Source organism: Kerstersia gyiorum (assembly GCF_048595715.1).
Lineage (GTDB): Bacteria > Pseudomonadota > Gammaproteobacteria > Burkholderiales > Burkholderiaceae_B > Kerstersia > Kerstersia gyiorum.
On the sequence record NZ_CP169556.1, the window covers coordinates 503,910 to 519,863 of the forward strand.

Genomic DNA, 15,954 nt, shown 5'->3' on the forward strand with positions numbered 1-15,954 from the left:
TTTGTATCAATCAAATAGGATATCCGGAATGACGAGTCCAGCATCGCTATCCAATAAATGTGGCAGGAAGTTCGATCTTCGGCGCATGGTCGCTCAAATGAGGCATCGTGCAGTCGTCGCGCCTTTCTCGCTGGCAGCGCATGTCACTGGTGCTGCGGTCCTATGCTTCGGGGCGGCGGTGGCGTACGCACAGGCACCAACTGAGCAGATGCAACGTTTTGATGTGCCTGCCGGCTCTTTGGCCGAGGTTTTGAATCACATCAGTCAGCAGACAGGCCGGTCCGTCGACTTGGAGCCTGGCGTCTCGCTGGACGTGCCCAGTCCGGGCCTGAGGGGAAGCTTCACACCACCCCAGGCGTTTAGTCAGGCTCTGCAGCCCCATGGTCTCTTCGCTTTGACTGCTGCTGGCGGTGTACGCATCGCCCATGAGCCGGTTGCGACTCGTGAGCTAGAGGCGGTCCGGGTTTTAGGTACCGCAGAGGAAGAGCTTAAACAACAGTTGAGTGTTTCCATAATCACTGCGGAAGACCTCCAGATCCGCCCGCCTGCAACTGATCTGTCCGAAATTATTCGTACGGTTCCCGGCGTTAACCTGACCGGCGCGAGCTCTAGCGGGGCGTATGGTAATCAGCGCCAGATAGATATCCGTGGCATGGGTCCCGAAAACACATTGGTGCTTATTGATGGCAAACCGGTCAGGTCCCGGGAAGCCGCGCAAATGCGCCGTTCCGGCGAACGCGATACAAGAGGTGATACCAACTGGGTGCCGGCCGATCAAGTAGAACGTATTGAGGTCATTCGTGGGCCGGCCGCTGCGCGCTATGGCTCTGGCGCTGCTGGTGGGGTGGTCAACATCATTACCAAGCCCCCCACGGACAAAATTTCCGGCTCGCTGACCGGCTACTACAATCAACCGGAAAATGGCGATGAGGGCAATGCGCGCAGAATCGGTTTCAATTTGTCTGGGCCCTTGAACGACAAACTGTCGTTTCGTCTCTATGGCAATGCAGCCAAGACCAATGCTGATTCGCCAGATATCAATGCAGATGAAGTTGTCAGCGGTAACGCAGCAGGTCGCGAAGGGGTACGCAATCGAGATATAAACGGTTTACTGCGTCTGGATATCAATCCCGACCATGTGGTCGAACTGGATCTTGGTTTCAGCCGCCAGGGCAACGCTTATACCGGTGAGTATCCTGTGAATGTCAGCGATGAGGAACTGATCGAGCAATTGGCCAATGATGGCGCAGAAGTACGCCGCACCTATCGCCAGACAGCAGCTTTGACTCACCGGGGCGATTGGGGAAAGCTAGGAAATTCCCGCGTCATTCTTCAGTACGAAGACACGCGCAATTTGGATTGCCGCAAAAATTCTGCCGGTAGCCCGGAAGGTAGTTGTGCGTCTCCCCTGTCATATCTGGAATCCAATCTCAAGAATCTTTATGCAAATGGTGAACTCTACACACCGTTTACGCTGGGCGGCTTGTCACAGGTACTGACAACGGGGATCGAGTATCGTCATGAGAGCTTGAAAGATCCGAATACCTTGTTGCAAGCACCGCCTAGCGGCGTTACACAAGGCACTGATCCAAAGTCGACGGCGAGCAGTGTCGCTTTTTATCTGGAAGATAACATTGAAATTACTGACGATTTGATTGTCACGCCAGGTGTGCGGCTCGATCATCACAATCAATTTGGCAGCAATTGGAGCCCAAGTCTGAATGCAACCTATCAGTTAAGCTCTGATTTCAGTTTGAAGGGCGGTATTGCTCGCGCATATAAAGCACCTAATTTGTATCAGAGCAATGAAAATTACTGGTATACCACGCGTGGCAATGGTTGCCCAATTAACGTGAGTGGCCCTTGCTACATCCAGGGGAATCCTGACCTGAAGCCGGAAATCAGTGTCAACAAGGAAATCGGCGTGCAGTGGGACAATCACCAGGGGTGGGATGCAAGCGTCAGTTATTTCCGCAATGATTACAAGAACAAAATTACTGCAGACATGTACACACAGGGTACGGTTGATGTCGGCACGTACAAATACTACCAGTGGCACAATTCGGGTAAGGCCTTGGTTCAAGGCTTGGAAGGTAACCTGAATATTCCGTTGCTCGGAGAGAGTGGGCACACTTTAAGCCTGCTCAACAATTTCACTTGGATGCTGGATAACAAGGATCGGGAAACCGATCAGCCATTGAGCATTATTCCCAAATATACGCTTAACAGTACCTTGCTGTGGCGTCCAGTGGAACAGCTGTCCGCTCAGCTGACAATGAGCTGGTACGGCACTCAGAAGCCTCGTACTTTGACGGCTCGTGGCGCCGATGCGGAAGGGGCGGCACTGGACAGTGTGAGCCCGTACGCAGTGATCGGACTGAACACGCTGTATGACGTAAACAAGAACCTCCGCATTGGTGTGGGGATCAGCAATTTGTTTGATAAGGTCATCAAGCGTCGTTCCAACGGCGTCAGTGGCGGTGCCTATACCTATAACGAACCTGGCCGGGCGTACTACCTGACCACGACGGTGTCGTTCTAAGCTGATGGTCAGCTTCCATCCGATATCTCGTGTGGAAGCGGCAGGTTAAATACATTGCACCGTATGTTTCAGAACCGCCGTGGCAGGTGGCCACGGCACCCCTGGCCTGCTGTACTGCTTCGAGAGTAACGCCTGGATGCCCATGGCAGGGGGAAGCCAGGCTGATGCCAGATGTGAAAAACCCGGTTCCGCCATTCGTGGAAACCGGGTTTTTGTGATTGGAAGTCGATGTGTTTACATCTGCACTTGCAATCCGACGCGCAGGGTGCGGCCTGGGGCGGGCATCATGCTTTGTGCCAGCGGATCCAGGTAATAACGGTTGGTGATGTTCTGCAGCGAGACGTTGACGGCGGCCATTTTGTGGAACTGATAGCTCAGGAACGCATCAACCAGGGTGACGGGGTGGTAGATCAGCTGGGGCGTGGTGTCGCCTTGTTGCCAGGGCTCTTCCATTTTTTCCGTCGGGCCCGAGGTGAAGGTCATGCGGCTGCCAACCGTCAGGCGCTGGTCCAGCCAACGGGTGCCAACGGTCAGGTTGACGGCATACTTCGGCGGGTTCTGGGTGTTGGTATATGAGCCCATGAAGCTGCCCGGCGTGCAGTCCGGCGTGTTTTCTGTCGGCATGTAGCGGTCTGCCTTGGCGCGCAGGTTGGCGGCGAAGGCCGCGTCGCAGGTGCGCGTTTTCAGGTAGTGCGTGGCAGACAGATCCGTGAAGATCCGGCCATTGTCATATTGGGATTGCAGTTCCAGTCCGCTGGCTTGATAGCTGTCGGCGTTGGAGAACGTCATCGAGCCATTGAGGGTAGGATCGTAATAGCGCGTGATGTAGTTTTTGACATCGTTGCGGAAGTACGCGAACTTGAAGGCAGCGAGGTCGGCCGAGGACAACACGCCGCTATGGATGGTGCTGAAGCCCAGCTCCAGGTTGCGCGAGCGTTCCGGCTTGAGGTTCTGCACCGGTGATACCTGCAGTGTGCCCAATGAGGTTTCGAACAGTGAGGGCAGGCGGATGCCGGTAGAGTACGAGGCATAGACCTGCGTATCCGGTGCCAGCTCGTAGCTGATACCGAATGCGGGCGCGATGCCGTGATCGTGTGACGACAGCGGTTCGCTGTGGCTGTAGCCCACGACCGTGGAGATCACCATGGGATTGGAGGCGGCGACGTAGCTGGGTTCGCCGAATTCATCCAGGTTGACGCCGACTTCCGGGTGGTTGGAGTCGGAGTACACGAAGCCATTGTTTTTCAAGGGATCGGTGGCGTCGGTGTATTCGCCGTTTTCGTCCGGGTACCAATCCATGTAGCCCAGCTTGCCGTTGGCGAAGACCATGACGGATTTCTTTTCGCGGTCTTCGCGGACTGCCGTCGCGTAGGTATTGCGGTCACGCGACTTGAACTTGCTGAACCGCACGCCGGTCCAGAGCGTCAGGCGGTCGGTCGGTTTGTATTCCAGCTTGCCGGTCAGGTTGATTTCCTGCCGCTTGCCGTCGCGCAGGATGCGATTGGCGTTGCGGTCGTCTTCAGTAATGGTGACGCCGGCTTGCGGGCTGAGGTTTTCTGCCTGGAAGGAGCCGCCCAGTTCGAAGGCGAAGTCGCCGATGTTGCTGCTGAACTCCGAGCGGTTGCTCAGATCCATGCCGATGCGGCGGTTGTTCAGGCGCACCCAGCCGCGGTCGCCCACGTACATTTCGCTTCTGGGGGCCATCACGCCGTTGATCTGCGACGTGCGTGCGCCGACGAACCACAGGTTGGACTTCAGGTCGATCCAGGGATTGTCGGCCGGATTGAAGTTGTAGCGCAGCGAGGTGGTGTCGATTTCCGTTTTGCCGGTGGGGTATTGATAGATGCCGGCAGTGCCGCTGCGGATGATGTCCGAAGGCATGACTTCACCCTGGCGGCCGTTGTAGCGCCGATAGCTCAGTTCCAGTGCATGGCCGGCGGCGGGCCTGATCGTGGTTTTGACCAGCACGGACTCCGTTTCCACCGACGAGTTAAGGACTTCTTCGCCGGGCTTGTACATCTTGGCGACGGTGTTTTTTTCGCGGCCCGATGATTCATATTCGACATAGCGGTCGTAGCCATGCTTGCCGGAGAAATAGTTGCCTTGCGTGCGGTGTGCGTAGGCGGCGACCAGGTCCACCTTTTCGCTGGTGTAGCCGAAGGCGATGCTGCCTGCCTGTGCATTCGACCCGAACAGGTTGCCGTGCTTGCTTTCCGGTTCGCTGTACAGATCGGACGAGCTGTTGTAGTTGGAGCCGTCGCGCGAGCGGTGTGCCGGTTTGTTGCCGTTGTTCCACATTTCACCGGTGATCCGCACCCCGACGCTTTGCCCGGCGGGGATGATGTCGTTGACACCGATGGTGCGCATGGCCACCGTACCGCCGATGGCATTGCCGCCGGTGGCGGCCGACAGCCCCGGGCCCTTGTCGATGGTGACGTTGCTGATGAGATCCGGGTCGATGTAGCTGCGCTGCTGGGTGCCAGCATAGCCACGGTAGACGTCCAGCGCCTGCTGGGCGCCATCGACGGTAATGGCGACGCGGCTTTGGCCCTGGATGCCACGGATGTTCACGTCCAGCCCGCCGCCGTTACGGCTGTCGCCGACCTGCACGCCAGGCACGCCTTTGAGCATGTCGCCGGGGGACAGCGGCACGAAACGGCGCAATTGCTGCTCGGAAAGATAGACCGAGGAGCGCGGCTCGGTGTAGACCGCGCGCTCCGCGCTGTCGGGCGCTGTGCCTTCCACGGTGACGTTGGGCAGGGTGGCGACCGGGCCTGCGATTTTCTGCAGGGTGTAGCTGCCATCCGGGCGGGATACCAGTTCCAGGCCGCTGTTGGACAGGAGGCGGTTCATGCCTTCGCGCGCCGTATAAGTGCCTTGCAGCGCAGGCGCCTGCCGCTGGCTTGCCAGCGCGGGATCGAAGGACAGCAGAATGCCGGATTGAGCTGCGAATTCCGCCAGCGAGCGGCTCAAGGGCATGGCGGGCAGGCGGTAGTCGATCAGGGTGCTGCCATCCAGCGCTGCACTGCCCACGGCCTGGGCCTGGGCGGTCGGGACGAGCCCGGGCATCAGCGCGGTGCTGATGATCAGGCCGAACATGAGTTGGCGGACGGCTGCGGCACCAGGGTGCAGGCGGCCAGGGGCAGAAAGGGCGGGTTGTGGCTTCATGCTGAGCAAATGGTTTCCGCTGGGTGGCGGGAGATATCCTCAAGGGTCGATGCGGGCATCAGGTAAACCGGTCTGTCTGGATGCGGGCATGGTACGGCCAATGTCGGATATTTTTTCAATATGGGAATGATTTCTGCTTCAAGGAAAAAGAAATCGCTGAATGCACTGCCGGCCCAACGGGTCCGGCGTTCGCACAGGCCGCAAGGGCAAGGCAGGTGGGCGACACGCGTGGCTGGTACGCGCGGCGCAGCTTCAGCAGAGCGACGCAGGACATGATGGGCAAGCTTCCGGTAATGTTGGAATCCGGGGGGAACCCGTGACAGAGCCGATAGCCGGCAGTTTCCTTGCCGGCTTTCATTACCTATGTCGAACGACGCGCAGGAAAGTATATTTTTCCCTGGAATTTTACATTTTGTTTCTTTTGTCGGGGGGAATGTGCGGTCTTGCCCGCGTCGGCCCGGCATCTTGGTCGTGCCGGGCCGATTGAGGCGGTTGGCGGTGGCAGGCCCTACATCTGCACTTTCAGGCCGACATTAAGGGTGCGGCCGGGTGCAGGCATATAGCTTTGCGCCAGCGGGTCAAGGTAATAACGGTTGGTGATGTTCTGCAGGGAAACATTGAGCGACGCCTGTTTATGGAATTGGTAGCTCAGGAAGGCGTCGAACACTTTGACGGGGCGGTACAGCAATTGGGGCGTCGTGGCGCCGACTTGCCAGGGCTTGTCCAGGATTTCGGTCGGGCCGGCGGTGAACACCATGCGGCCACCTACGGTCAGCCGTTCGTCCAGCAGGCGCGTGCCCAGCGTGAGGTTGATGGCGTACTTTGGCGGGTTCTGCGTGTTGGAGAAGGACCCCATGAAGCTGCCCGGGGTGCAGTCAGGCGTGTTTTCCGTCGGCATGTATTCATTGGCGTTGCTGCGCAAATGACCGGCAAAGGCGGCATCGCAAGTTTGTGCATGGAAGTAGCGGGTGCCGGACAGGTCCATGAAAAATGTACCGGTGTCGTATTGCGACTGGAATTCCAGGCCGTTGACTTTGTAGCGGTCAGTGTTGGTGAAGGTCATCAGCCCCCATGTGGTGGGGTCGTAGTAGCGCGTGATGTAGTTTTTGATGTTGGTATCGAAATAGGCCAGCTTGGCTGCCAGCATGTCGCGCTGGCTCAGGACGCCGTGCTGCAGCGTGCTCAAGCCGATTTCCCAGCTACGTGAGCGCTCCGGCTTGAGCGCCTGGCCGGGGTGGACCTGCAAGGTGCCCAGGCTGCTTTCGAAGAGGGAGGGCAGGCGCAGCCCCTGTGTGTAGGAGACATATGCGATGGAGTTCGGGGCGAATTCGTATTCGGCACCAACGGACGGAGCGTAGCCATGGCCGCTGTCTTCCTGCGGTTGGGAATAGGTGTAGCCGGTGACGATGGCGACTTCGCGCGGGTCGTAGACCGTGACGGTGGCGTCTTGCGAGGCTTCGTCGTAAGGGATGCCATTGAAGGGATGGTTGGAGTCTTCCCAGACGATGCCGTTATGCAGGCGGGGGTCGGTCGCATCGGTGAATTCACCGTTGGCGTCGGCCTCCCACCACATGTTGCCCCACATGCCGGGTTTGGACACCACGATATTGCGTACCAGGCGGGTTTCCCGTACTCCTGTGGCAATGACGTTGCGGTCGCGGGTGTGGTACTGGCTGAAGCGCAGGCCGGCCCATATTTTCAGCTGGTCGATTGGTCGGTACTCGATTTTCCCGGTGAGATCCATTTGGCGGCGGTGAGCATCGCGCAGTTGCCGGTTCGCATTGATATCGTGTTGCGTGGTCACGACCCGGGATTGCGGGCCCAGTTCTTCAATCTGGAACGAGCCGCCGATATCGACGGCAAAGTTGCCGATGGCGCTGCCGAATTCCGAGCGGTTGCTGAGGTCACCCCCAATGCGCCGGTTGTTCTGCCTCACCCAGCCACGGTCAGTGACGAAAAATTCGCTGCTGGGAACGGTGACGGCGTTGAGCTGGCTGCTGCGGGCATCCGTGGCCCACAGATTGGCTTTCAGGTTGATCAGCGGATTGTCGGCAGGCGATAAGTCGTAGCGCAGCGTGGCCGTATCTATGCGCATGCGGCCCTGCGGATACTGGTAAATATTGGCTGTTCCGAAGCGGAAGATGTCCGACGGCATGATTTCGCCCTGGCGTCCGTCGTAGTTGCGGTAGCCCAGTTCCAGTGTATGTCCGGGGGCAGGCCGGATCGTGGTTTTCAGCAGGACAGACCGGGTCTCGGCCGAGGAGTTCAGGACTTCTTCGCCTGGCTGATAGACCTTGGCGACGGTTTCTTCCTCGCGGCCATATTCGTCCCAGCTTCGATAGGCGTCATGACCGTGCTTGCCGGCGAAATAGTTGCCTTGTTCACGCTTGGCAACGGCTGCCAGAAAGTCGATTTTTTCTCCGGCGATTGCGAAGGCCAGGCTGCCGGATTGCGCATGGGAGCCAAACAGGTCGCCATGTTTGTCGTGTGGTTCTGTCGAGAGATCGCTGGCGCTGTCCACGCTTTCCGGGCGGTACGCCGGCTTCTGGCCGTTATTCCAGAGGTTGCCCATCAGGCGCACGCCGACGGATTGGCCGGGCAGGAGGATATCGTCCACGCCTATGGTGCGCATTTCCACCGATCCGCCGATGGCGTTGCCGCCTGCGCTGGCCGAGAGACTGGGGCCCTTGTTGATCGTGATGCTGCTGAGCAGGTCCGGGTCGATATAGCTGCGTTGTTGGGTGCCGGCGTAGCCGCGGTAGACGTCCAGCGCCTGTTGGGCGCCGTCGACGGTGACGGCGATCCGGCTTTGCCCCTGGATACCGCGTATGTTGATGTCCAGCGCGCCGCCGTTGCGGGAGTCGCCCACCTGCACGCCGGGCACGCCCTTGAATAGGTCACTGGTCGAGATGGGGACGTAGCGCTCGATTTCAGCGCTCGAGATATAAACGGAAGAACGTGGCGCGGTGTAGACCTCTTCGGCAGGGCTGATACTGCCCACGACCGTGACTTCCTGCAGTTCGGCCACCTTGCCTGGATTTTTCTTCTGGCGCAGCGTGTAACTGCTGTCGGGCCGTCGGATGATTTCCAGTCCGCTGCCCGCCAGCAGGATCTGCAACCCGGCGCCGGTGGTATGCCCTCCCTGAAGAGCCGGAGCCTGCAGGCCGCGGGTCATGGCCGGGTCGAAAGACAGCAGCAGGCCGGATTGCGTGGCGAATTGCGCCAGCGATCGGCCCAGCGGGCCGGCCGGGATGTTGTACTGGCGCACGTTGGTATCTGCGAGGTGAGCAGAGTCAGGCGCGGCCTGGGCATGTGCCGTGTCGGGGCCCAAAAGCAGGGCAGCGGCGGCGGTGGTGGACACGCCGAAAAGCACCAGCCGTCCTGCCAGCACGATGGGTGACAGGCGCAGGCTTGGCCGGGGGGCAACAGGGGGACGGGACATCTCGATCATTCCTTGAGAACAGGGCGGAGTCAGGTCCAGCGCTGCGCGACACGCTGGTCTTTCACTCTCCTTGTCGCATGAGGAATGAAAAAGGATATTTTCGGGCCGGATGGCGGGCTGCAGCAGGCGGCCTCAACGGCCGATATAGACCCGTCGTCCGTTGCGGCGGACGTTCAATTGGTAGGTCTGGGCCAGCATCTGCAAGGCCAGTTCGATGTCGTGCACCGGGAAGGCGCCGGACAATTGCAATTGGCGCAGGCCCGGTGCGTATTCGATGGTGTCCTGGCTGTAGCGGGAGAGTTCTGCAACCCACTGTGGCAGGCTCATGGCATCGGCCATCAGCAGGCCGTTGCGCCATGCCGACGCGGCTTCGCTGGTGTCTGTCAGCGGCCCGACGTGCTGGCGCGTGAAGCCAGCCTGCTGCCCCGCTTGCAAGGTGACGGCCACGCCCGGCCCGGCATCGGCGGGGGTGATGCGCACTGCGCCTTCATAGACGGCCAGCAGCGTATGGTCTTCGTGTTGACGCACGACGAAGCGCGTTCCCAACGCCTGCATGCTGCCGTGGTCGGTGCGCACCCGGAATGGCCTGGGCGGCTGTTGCGTATCCGGTGCCGTGCTGATGTATATCTCGCCGCGCTTGAGTGTCAGCAGGCGTTGTTCGACGGTGTAGAGCACGTCGAGCACCGTGTCGGTATTGAGTGAGATCCGCGTGCCGTCGTCCAGCGTGGCGTCCAGTTGTTCGCCGATGCCGGCGACGTAATCGGCATTCAGGCGTTCGAACCAGGGGCGGGCCTGCCAGGCCAGCCATCCGGCAGGTGCCAGGGCCAGGATGGCGGCGACGCTGCGCAGCAGCGCGCGGCGGCTGGCGCCGCCGATGTTGTTAGCGCGCCGCAGCGTGGGCGCAGCCAGGCCTGCTGGCATGCTGCCCATTTTGTCCAGCAGCCGTTCGGCACGCCGCCAGGCCCGCTGGTGTTCGCTGCTCTGGCCATGCCAGCGGGCAAAGCTGGCCTGTTGTTCCGCATCCAGATGGCCTTCCTGGATGCGCAGCAGCCAGTGCGCCGCCTCGTTGAGGATGCCGGGGTCTATGCGTGTATCCGGTGTATTGGCCATGCTGCCGGCTCAGTCGTCGGGCATCTGGCTCAGGCACAGCAGGTACGCCTTGTGCATATAGCTCTTGACGGTCGGAATGCTGATGCCCAGTGCCGTGGCGATATCCGCCTGTTTCATGCCGTCCACCGTTGCCATGAGGAACGCCTGCTTGGCGCGCGGCTTCAGGGTGTCGAGCATGGCGTCGATCTCGGCCAGCGTTTCGACGATGACATGCTGGTGCTCAGGGGAGGGGTGTTGCGGTTCGGGCAGCGTGGCCAGTGTTTCCAGCCAGGCACGTTCCAGCGACTGGCGGCGTATCCAACTGACCACCACGCCCTTGGCGACGGTGGCCAGGTAGGCGCGAGGCTTGAGCAACTCGTCGGGTTCAGGGGCGCGGTTGCGGCTGCTGATCAGGCTGACGAAGGTATCATGCGCCAGGTCTTCCGCCACTTCGCGGCCGGAATGCTGCAGCTTGCTGGCAATCCAGTTGCGCAGCCAGCTGTGATGGTCAGCGTATAGCGTGGCGATATCGGCCGATGGCGTAAGGGCGGAAGAGGGCATGGCCTTTCAGCGAGACGTGTTGCAGTGAAGACGGTTGCATGGCGACCGGTGCATGGGGGGCAGCGGGCCTTTTCAGGTGTGCACATTGCCCGACAGGCGCGGCTGCGATCCTGGGGATGGCGGGCTGGCTGCACGGCAGACGGAGGCCAGCTGGCGGCAACCCGGATCGGTAGCCGGAGCAGAATTCTTTGATGATTATAACTCTCATTCCTGTTTATTCTGGCTGGCCGTGGAAATCCTGCAACATCCGGGGTTGGCGCAGCCATGCGTTCGGGTACGCTTCGCTGGCGTGGGCGGTTGCCGCCAGACAGGGGCGGCAGGTTTGCGCCGTAATGGAAAACGTGCAGGAAAATGCCGGTGCGCGCAAGCGGCGCAGGCGCAGGATGGCGCGGCGCTGCAACACGTTATTACAGACAACGCGGTAAGATATCCGCTGTTTTGATAAGGAGTCGATCAACATGAGCAACCTGCCGCAATCCGGCTCGCCCGAATTGAGCCTGCAGACCGTTATGCACATCGTCTATGGCCTGTTTGCCGTGTCGCTGATCAGTGCGGGCTTTCTGGGCCTGGCTGCGGTCGCTGGTGTGATCCTGCTGTACGTCAAGCGCCAGGATTTTGCCGCTACCTATTTCGATGGTCATGCTGCCTGGCTGCTGGCCACGTTCTGGTGGAGCGTGCTGGCGCTGGCTGTCAGCTTCCTGGCCACGCTGATCTATATCGGCTGGCTGGGCGTATTCGCTACCATCGTCTGGGCGCTGTACCGCGTCATCCGCGGCTGGCTGGCACTGGTCGAAGGCCGTTCGCCCGTCGATTACGAGTAATTCTCCGTGTTCCGGCGCCGGTTCCCGCCGGTTGTCCGAAGAAAATGCGCCCGATCCGGTTTCTGGATCGGGCGCATTTTTTATGCATGCCGGCCTGCGGTACAGGCTGGCGGGTGCGGAGCCGGGTTCAAGCCTGGCGGGCGTATGCCAGGGCGCTGTCGAGCATGCGGCGCAGCAGCGGCTGGATTTCCCGGGCCCGCTCTTCCAGATAAGCGAAGGGCAGGGCTTCTTCCATATAGCAGCATTGCGCCATTTCCAGCTGCACCGCGTGGATGCCGGCCTCGGGGGCGCCGTAGTGACGGGTGATGTGGCCGCCCTTGAAGCGGCCATTGAGTACGCTGGTGTAGCGTGTGTCGCTGCTGGCCACGGCGAGCAGTTTCCCGGCCAGCGCCGGGTCGCAGCTTTTTCCGTCTGCCGTGCCGAGGTTCAGGTCCGGCAGTTTGCCTTCGAAGAAACGGGGAACGACAGAGCGGATGGAGTGGGCATCCCAGAGCACGACACGGCCGTGCAGGCTGCGCAGGCGATCCAGTTCCTGGCGCAGGCAATCATGATAGGGCTGCCAGAGGGCGACACGGCGCGCCGCGATTTCTGCTGCGTCTGGCACGTCGCCCGCGGCATAAATGGGTGTGTCGTAGAAGGTATCCACCGGACACAGGCCGGTGACGCTCTGGCCGGGGTAGAGGCTGGCGCCGTCTGGCGGACGGTTCTGGTCCACGACGTAGCGCGAGTAGTTCGCGCACAGGATGGATGCGCCCATTTCCCGGGCAAAAGCATACAGGCGGGGCATATGCCAATCGGTATCCGGGACTTGCCGGGCTTCCTCGGTGAAGCGGGCGGCAAGCTCAGGCGGCACGTAGGTGCCGGCGTGCGGCATGGAAATCAGCAGGGGGGCCGTTCCCTGATGAAAGGTATAGACGGCGGGACTGGCTTCGGTCATGAGGGCTCTCCTGGCAGGAGCGCCCGCGCAGGGCGCGGGTGTGAAAACAGGGGAATACGGGCAGCGTCTGGCGTGCGGCTCAGGGGCTGGTGGGATACAGGTCGCCACGGCGGTGCGACCAGGCTGGCAGCTTGTCGCGCAGCATGGTGACGCGCGTCGGGTCCAGGTCGGCGCAAATATAGCCGGGCTGGTCGGGCATGCAGGCCAGTACGGTGCCCCAAGGGTCGATGATCATGCTGCGGCCCAGGCAGGGCAGGGCCGGGCCGGGGCCGCCGATCTGCGCGGCGGCCAGCACATAGCACTGGTTTTCGATGGCGCGGGCGCGCAGCAATACTTCCCAGTGATCCCTGCCGGTATGGACATTGAAGGCGGCCGGAACGACCAGAACATTGGCGCCACGGGAACGCAGCGCACGGAACAGCTCGGCAAAGCGGATGTCGTAGCAGATACTCAGGCCGAGCTGCAGTCCGGCTGCTTCGACGGTGGTGAGGGCGGCGCCGGGGGCGAAATCGTCGGATTCCAGGTAGGGCATGCCATTGACCACGGCATCGTACAGATGCGTTTTGCGATAGCTGGCAGCAATCTGCCCGTCCGGGTTGAATACCAGGCTGGTGTTGCCCAGGCGCGGGTCGTCCGCCAGCCGCTCGTGCATGGAGCCAAGCTGGATCCAGCAGCCGGTGCGGCGTGCCAGGGATGCCATGTGTTCGGTCACGACGCCGGGAACCGGGGATGCCTGTTGTTGCAGCAGCGCGGCGTCGCCACGTACATCGCTGTATTCGGGGGTGATGATGAGCTGGGCGCCATCCTGGGCCGCAGCCAGGACCCAGTGCTCGATTTCCGCCAGATTGGCGGCGCGGTCGTTGCCGCTGTCGAGCTGGATCAGTGCCACGCGTGTGGTCATGGTGTTTCTCCTTGGGGGATGCCACCCCGGTTGCCGGGGCGCATCGGGACGGGCCGGACGCCAGCTTGAGCCAGCGTTGCCGCGCCGGGATCAGGACGCAGACAGGGCCAGGGCGACGGCCCGGGCGAGTTGCGCCAGCAGGGCGGCGCCATCGCCGCCATACAGGGTCATGCTGGTACGCGGGTCGGTGAAACCATCGGCCAGCACAGCCAGAACGACACTCTGGCCGCCAGCCGACAGGATGCCGGCATCGTGGCGCAGCCCGTGCAGCTGGCCGGTTTTGTTGGCCAGCTTGGCGTGCGCAGGCAGCGCGGCGCCGAAGTGCGATTGCTCACGCTGGTCGGCCAGCATTTGCAGGCCGAGCTGACGCAGCGGCGCGGGCAGGCTGCTGCTGCGCAGCAGCCAGAGCAGTGCGGCACAGGCATCGGCGGCGCTGGTCCAGTTGTCGCGGCCAGCAGCGCGCGCCTGGGCGTCCATCATGCGGCGTTCCAGACGGGTTTGCGGCAATCCGGCACGCTGGCACCATTGCGTGACGGAGTCCAGGCCGAGCCAGTCGATCAGCGCGTTGGTGGCGACGTTGTCGCTCAGCACGATCATTAGGCGGCCCAGCTCTTCCAGTTGCAGGCTGCGCACGCTGGGCAATTGGTTGAGTATGCCCGTGCCGCCCACGCGCTCGGTGTGCTCCAGCGACAGCATGTGGTCCAGCGGCCAGCGGCCGGCTGCCACCTGCTCGAGCAGCAGCATCAGGATGGGTATCTTGATCAGGCTGGCCGACGGCATGGCCGTCCCGGCCTCGCGCTCGAACAGCGGCGTGCCGTCCAGGGCATGCACGGCCATGGTGACGCGTGCCTGGGTGCCGGCCAGGATGGGAGCCAGGCCTTGGGCCAGCCTGCTGCGCAGGCCGGCCATATCGGCGGGTGGATGACCCAATTCGAACATGCCGTTGCCTCTTTTGCGTTAGACCAGGATGAAGAACAGACCGCAGAACATCAGCAGGTTCACGCCCATGACTGCCCAGCCGTTATAGAGCATGTACTTCAGCTGGGTCGAGCGTGCCAGTCCCATCTGCCCGAACATGTCCGACGACGGGAAGGGACCGAACCAGTCGATCTGCGAGCTGCCGAGGATCACTGCCGTGGTGGCGGCAGGGCCGACGCCGGCGGCGGCCAGTACCGGCCCGAATATCTTGGCGGTGAATGTCATCTGCGCGACGGCGGCGCCGGGAATGTGTCCCACGACGTTGAAGGCCACGATGATGATGCACAGCACGGCGCCGCTGACACCGACCAGGTAGGGTTGCACGACGTCCAGCAGGGCGTGGTAGGCATTGAGCTTGTCGACCAGCACCAGCACCGGGTTGAACAGCCAGAACAGGAAGAATATCCAGATCAGCTTGCCCGAGCCGGCATACATGGCCTGGAGGATTTCACGCGGTTGCATGCCGCCGGCCAGGCCGGTGGTGGCGCCCAGCGAAACCATCACGATGATCGCGAAGGCAAAGCCGGCCTTGGCGCTGATGCCGACAATGGCCAACAGGATGATGGTCAGGCAGAAGGCCCAGGCAGCGCGTACGGCGCTGGGGGCGGCCGGGCGCGAGAGGTTCAGCGCAGCCTGGCCGAGCGCGGCTTCTTCGTACTGGAAGTGCGGTTCGGTGATCTTCTGGATACGGCCGGACATGAACCAGCCGGTGAGCAGCGTGGCGATGGCCATGGGAATGCCGGCCACCGTCAGGTACTCGACATAGGTCAGGCCCGTCAGGCCGGTGACGGTCACGACATTGGGCGTGAAGGGACCGAGCACCAGTCCGGCGGAGCCGGCGGTCTGGAACAGGGCGGCCACGGCGGGCGGAGACAGGCGGACCGCAGCGGCGATGGGGATGACCACGGCGGCGATGATGGCGTTGCCGCCTGCCAGCGTGCCCAGGGCGCCACAGATCAGCGTCGAGGTGATCATGATGCCCAGGCGTACGCGCCGCTGGTTGGACAGGCCGATGCGCTTCACGATGGCACGCACCAGCTGCTCGGCCGCGCCGGTACGGGCTGCGACTTCGCCGACGCCGGCGCCCAGCACGATGATCAGGCCGACCACCGCAATGAAGGAACCCAGCGAGTCAGCCAGCAGCTTGCCCATGGCGATGGGCGTGGTGCCGGTCATGATGGCACCGAGTACGATGGCGGCGATCGTCGAGAGCACGATGTCCACGCCCAGCAGGGCGATGACCGCAAAGACCACGACGGGCGTCAGGCCCCACAGCGAAGTCTCGCCGGGGATGACGAAATGGGTGTAGAGCGCAATGGCGAGGCCGACCAGGAACACCGCGATGGCGGCGTTGCGCTTGCCCTGGGGCATTTTTTGCGTGAGCGTCATGATGTCTCCTTCCTATTACCTTTGAGTCCGCTGTGATCGGAAAGTGTCGGACCCGCTGTTGCGGCCATGCTGTCCTGGTTGGTGGTTGGCCGCTGTTGTTGTATGCCGGTGCGGGCTTGCGCTCAT

At 61.7% G+C, this 15,954-nt stretch carries 10 protein-coding genes; 2 read left to right on the forward strand and 8 right to left on the reverse strand.

From position 1 onward, the window contains the following. The first annotated feature begins 28 nt into the window (after positions 1 to 28). Positions 29 to 2,542 carry a FepA family TonB-dependent siderophore receptor gene (locus ACEW7X_RS02240; RefSeq protein WP_253596640.1) on the forward strand — a complete coding sequence of 838 codons (2,514 nt, stop codon included), beginning with the start codon at positions 29 to 31 and terminating at the stop codon, positions 2,540 to 2,542. Positions 2,543 to 2,776: 234 nt separating this feature from the next. On the opposite strand, the gene ACEW7X_RS02245 is transcribed toward ACEW7X_RS02240, so the two are convergent. The 4 genes from ACEW7X_RS02245 to ACEW7X_RS02260 all read right to left on the reverse strand — a co-directional run bounded on the left by ACEW7X_RS02245 (position 2,777) and on the right by ACEW7X_RS02260 (position 10,802). Further along, positions 2,777 to 5,710 (reverse strand): TonB-dependent receptor, encoded by a 2,934-nt coding sequence (locus tag ACEW7X_RS02245; protein WP_253596637.1) that lies wholly within the window; start codon positions 5,708 to 5,710, stop codon positions 2,777 to 2,779. 508 nt (positions 5,711 to 6,218) lie between these two features. Next, positions 6,219 to 9,152, reverse strand: a complete 2,934-nt coding sequence (locus ACEW7X_RS02250; RefSeq protein WP_253596634.1) for a TonB-dependent receptor — start codon at positions 9,150 to 9,152, stop codon at positions 6,219 to 6,221. Positions 9,153 to 9,284: 132 nt separating this feature from the next. Further along, on the reverse strand, positions 9,285 to 10,262 hold the full coding sequence (locus ACEW7X_RS02255) for a FecR domain-containing protein (protein WP_068375506.1): 978 nt from the start codon (positions 10,260 to 10,262) through the stop codon (positions 9,285 to 9,287). Between the two features lie 9 nt (positions 10,263 to 10,271). Beyond that, positions 10,272 to 10,802, reverse strand: coding sequence for a sigma-70 family RNA polymerase sigma factor (locus ACEW7X_RS02260; RefSeq protein ID WP_068375503.1), 531 nt, complete (start codon positions 10,800 to 10,802; stop codon positions 10,272 to 10,274). Positions 10,803 to 11,260: 458 nt separating this feature from the next. On the opposite strand from ACEW7X_RS02260, the gene ACEW7X_RS02265 reads away from it, so the two are divergent. Then, positions 11,261 to 11,623, forward strand: a complete 363-nt coding sequence (locus tag ACEW7X_RS02265) for a DUF4870 family protein (RefSeq protein WP_068375497.1) — start codon at positions 11,261 to 11,263, stop codon at positions 11,621 to 11,623. A gap of 127 nt (positions 11,624 to 11,750) precedes the next feature. Here the strand turns inward: ACEW7X_RS02265 and hutG are convergent, their stop codons facing one another. From hutG to ACEW7X_RS02285, 4 genes are all read right to left on the reverse strand, one after another. Continuing rightward, complete coding sequence (hutG, locus tag ACEW7X_RS02270) at positions 11,751 to 12,560, reverse strand: N-formylglutamate deformylase (protein ID WP_130487724.1); 810 nt, start codon at positions 12,558 to 12,560, stop codon at positions 11,751 to 11,753. A 79-nt stretch (positions 12,561 to 12,639) separates the two neighbouring features. After that, on the reverse strand, positions 12,640 to 13,461 hold the full coding sequence (locus ACEW7X_RS02275) for a carbon-nitrogen hydrolase family protein (protein WP_130487723.1): 822 nt from the start codon (positions 13,459 to 13,461) through the stop codon (positions 12,640 to 12,642). Between the two features lie 90 nt (positions 13,462 to 13,551). Further along, positions 13,552 to 14,400, reverse strand: a complete 849-nt coding sequence (locus ACEW7X_RS02280; protein ID WP_420177554.1) for a serine hydrolase — start codon at positions 14,398 to 14,400, stop codon at positions 13,552 to 13,554. Positions 14,401 to 14,418: 18 nt separating this feature from the next. Beyond that, positions 14,419 to 15,828 (reverse strand): gluconate:proton symporter, encoded by a 1,410-nt coding sequence (locus ACEW7X_RS02285; RefSeq protein WP_068375485.1) that lies wholly within the window; start codon positions 15,826 to 15,828, stop codon positions 14,419 to 14,421. Positions 15,829 to 15,954 lie beyond the last annotated feature (126 nt).

Bases quoted from the DNA above. Each gene is read 5' to 3' on its own strand.
- ACEW7X_RS02250 (WP_253596634.1), bottom strand. From the start codon at position 9,152: ATGTCCCGTCCCCCTGTTGCCCCCCGGCCAAGCCTGCGCCTGTCACCC.
- ACEW7X_RS02260 (WP_068375503.1), bottom strand. From the start codon at position 10,802: ATGCCCTCTTCCGCCCTTACGCCATCGGCCGATATCGCCACGCTATAC.
- ACEW7X_RS02255 (WP_068375506.1), bottom strand. From the start codon at position 10,262: ATGGCCAATACACCGGATACACGCATAGACCCCGGCATCCTCAACGAG.
- ACEW7X_RS02240 (WP_253596640.1), top strand. From the start codon at position 29: ATGACGAGTCCAGCATCGCTATCCAATAAATGTGGCAGGAAGTTCGAT.
- ACEW7X_RS02245 (WP_253596637.1), bottom strand. From the start codon at position 5,710: ATGAAGCCACAACCCGCCCTTTCTGCCCCTGGCCGCCTGCACCCTGGT.
- hutG (WP_130487724.1), bottom strand. From the start codon at position 12,560: ATGACCGAAGCCAGTCCCGCCGTCTATACCTTTCATCAGGGAACGGCC.
- ACEW7X_RS02275 (WP_130487723.1), bottom strand. From the start codon at position 13,461: ATGACCACACGCGTGGCACTGATCCAGCTCGACAGCGGCAACGACCGC.
- ACEW7X_RS02265 (WP_068375497.1), top strand. From the start codon at position 11,261: ATGAGCAACCTGCCGCAATCCGGCTCGCCCGAATTGAGCCTGCAGACC.
- ACEW7X_RS02280 (WP_420177554.1), bottom strand. From the start codon at position 14,400: ATGTTCGAATTGGGTCATCCACCCGCCGATATGGCCGGCCTGCGCAGC.
- ACEW7X_RS02285 (WP_068375485.1), bottom strand. From the start codon at position 15,828: ATGACGCTCACGCAAAAAATGCCCCAGGGCAAGCGCAACGCCGCCATC.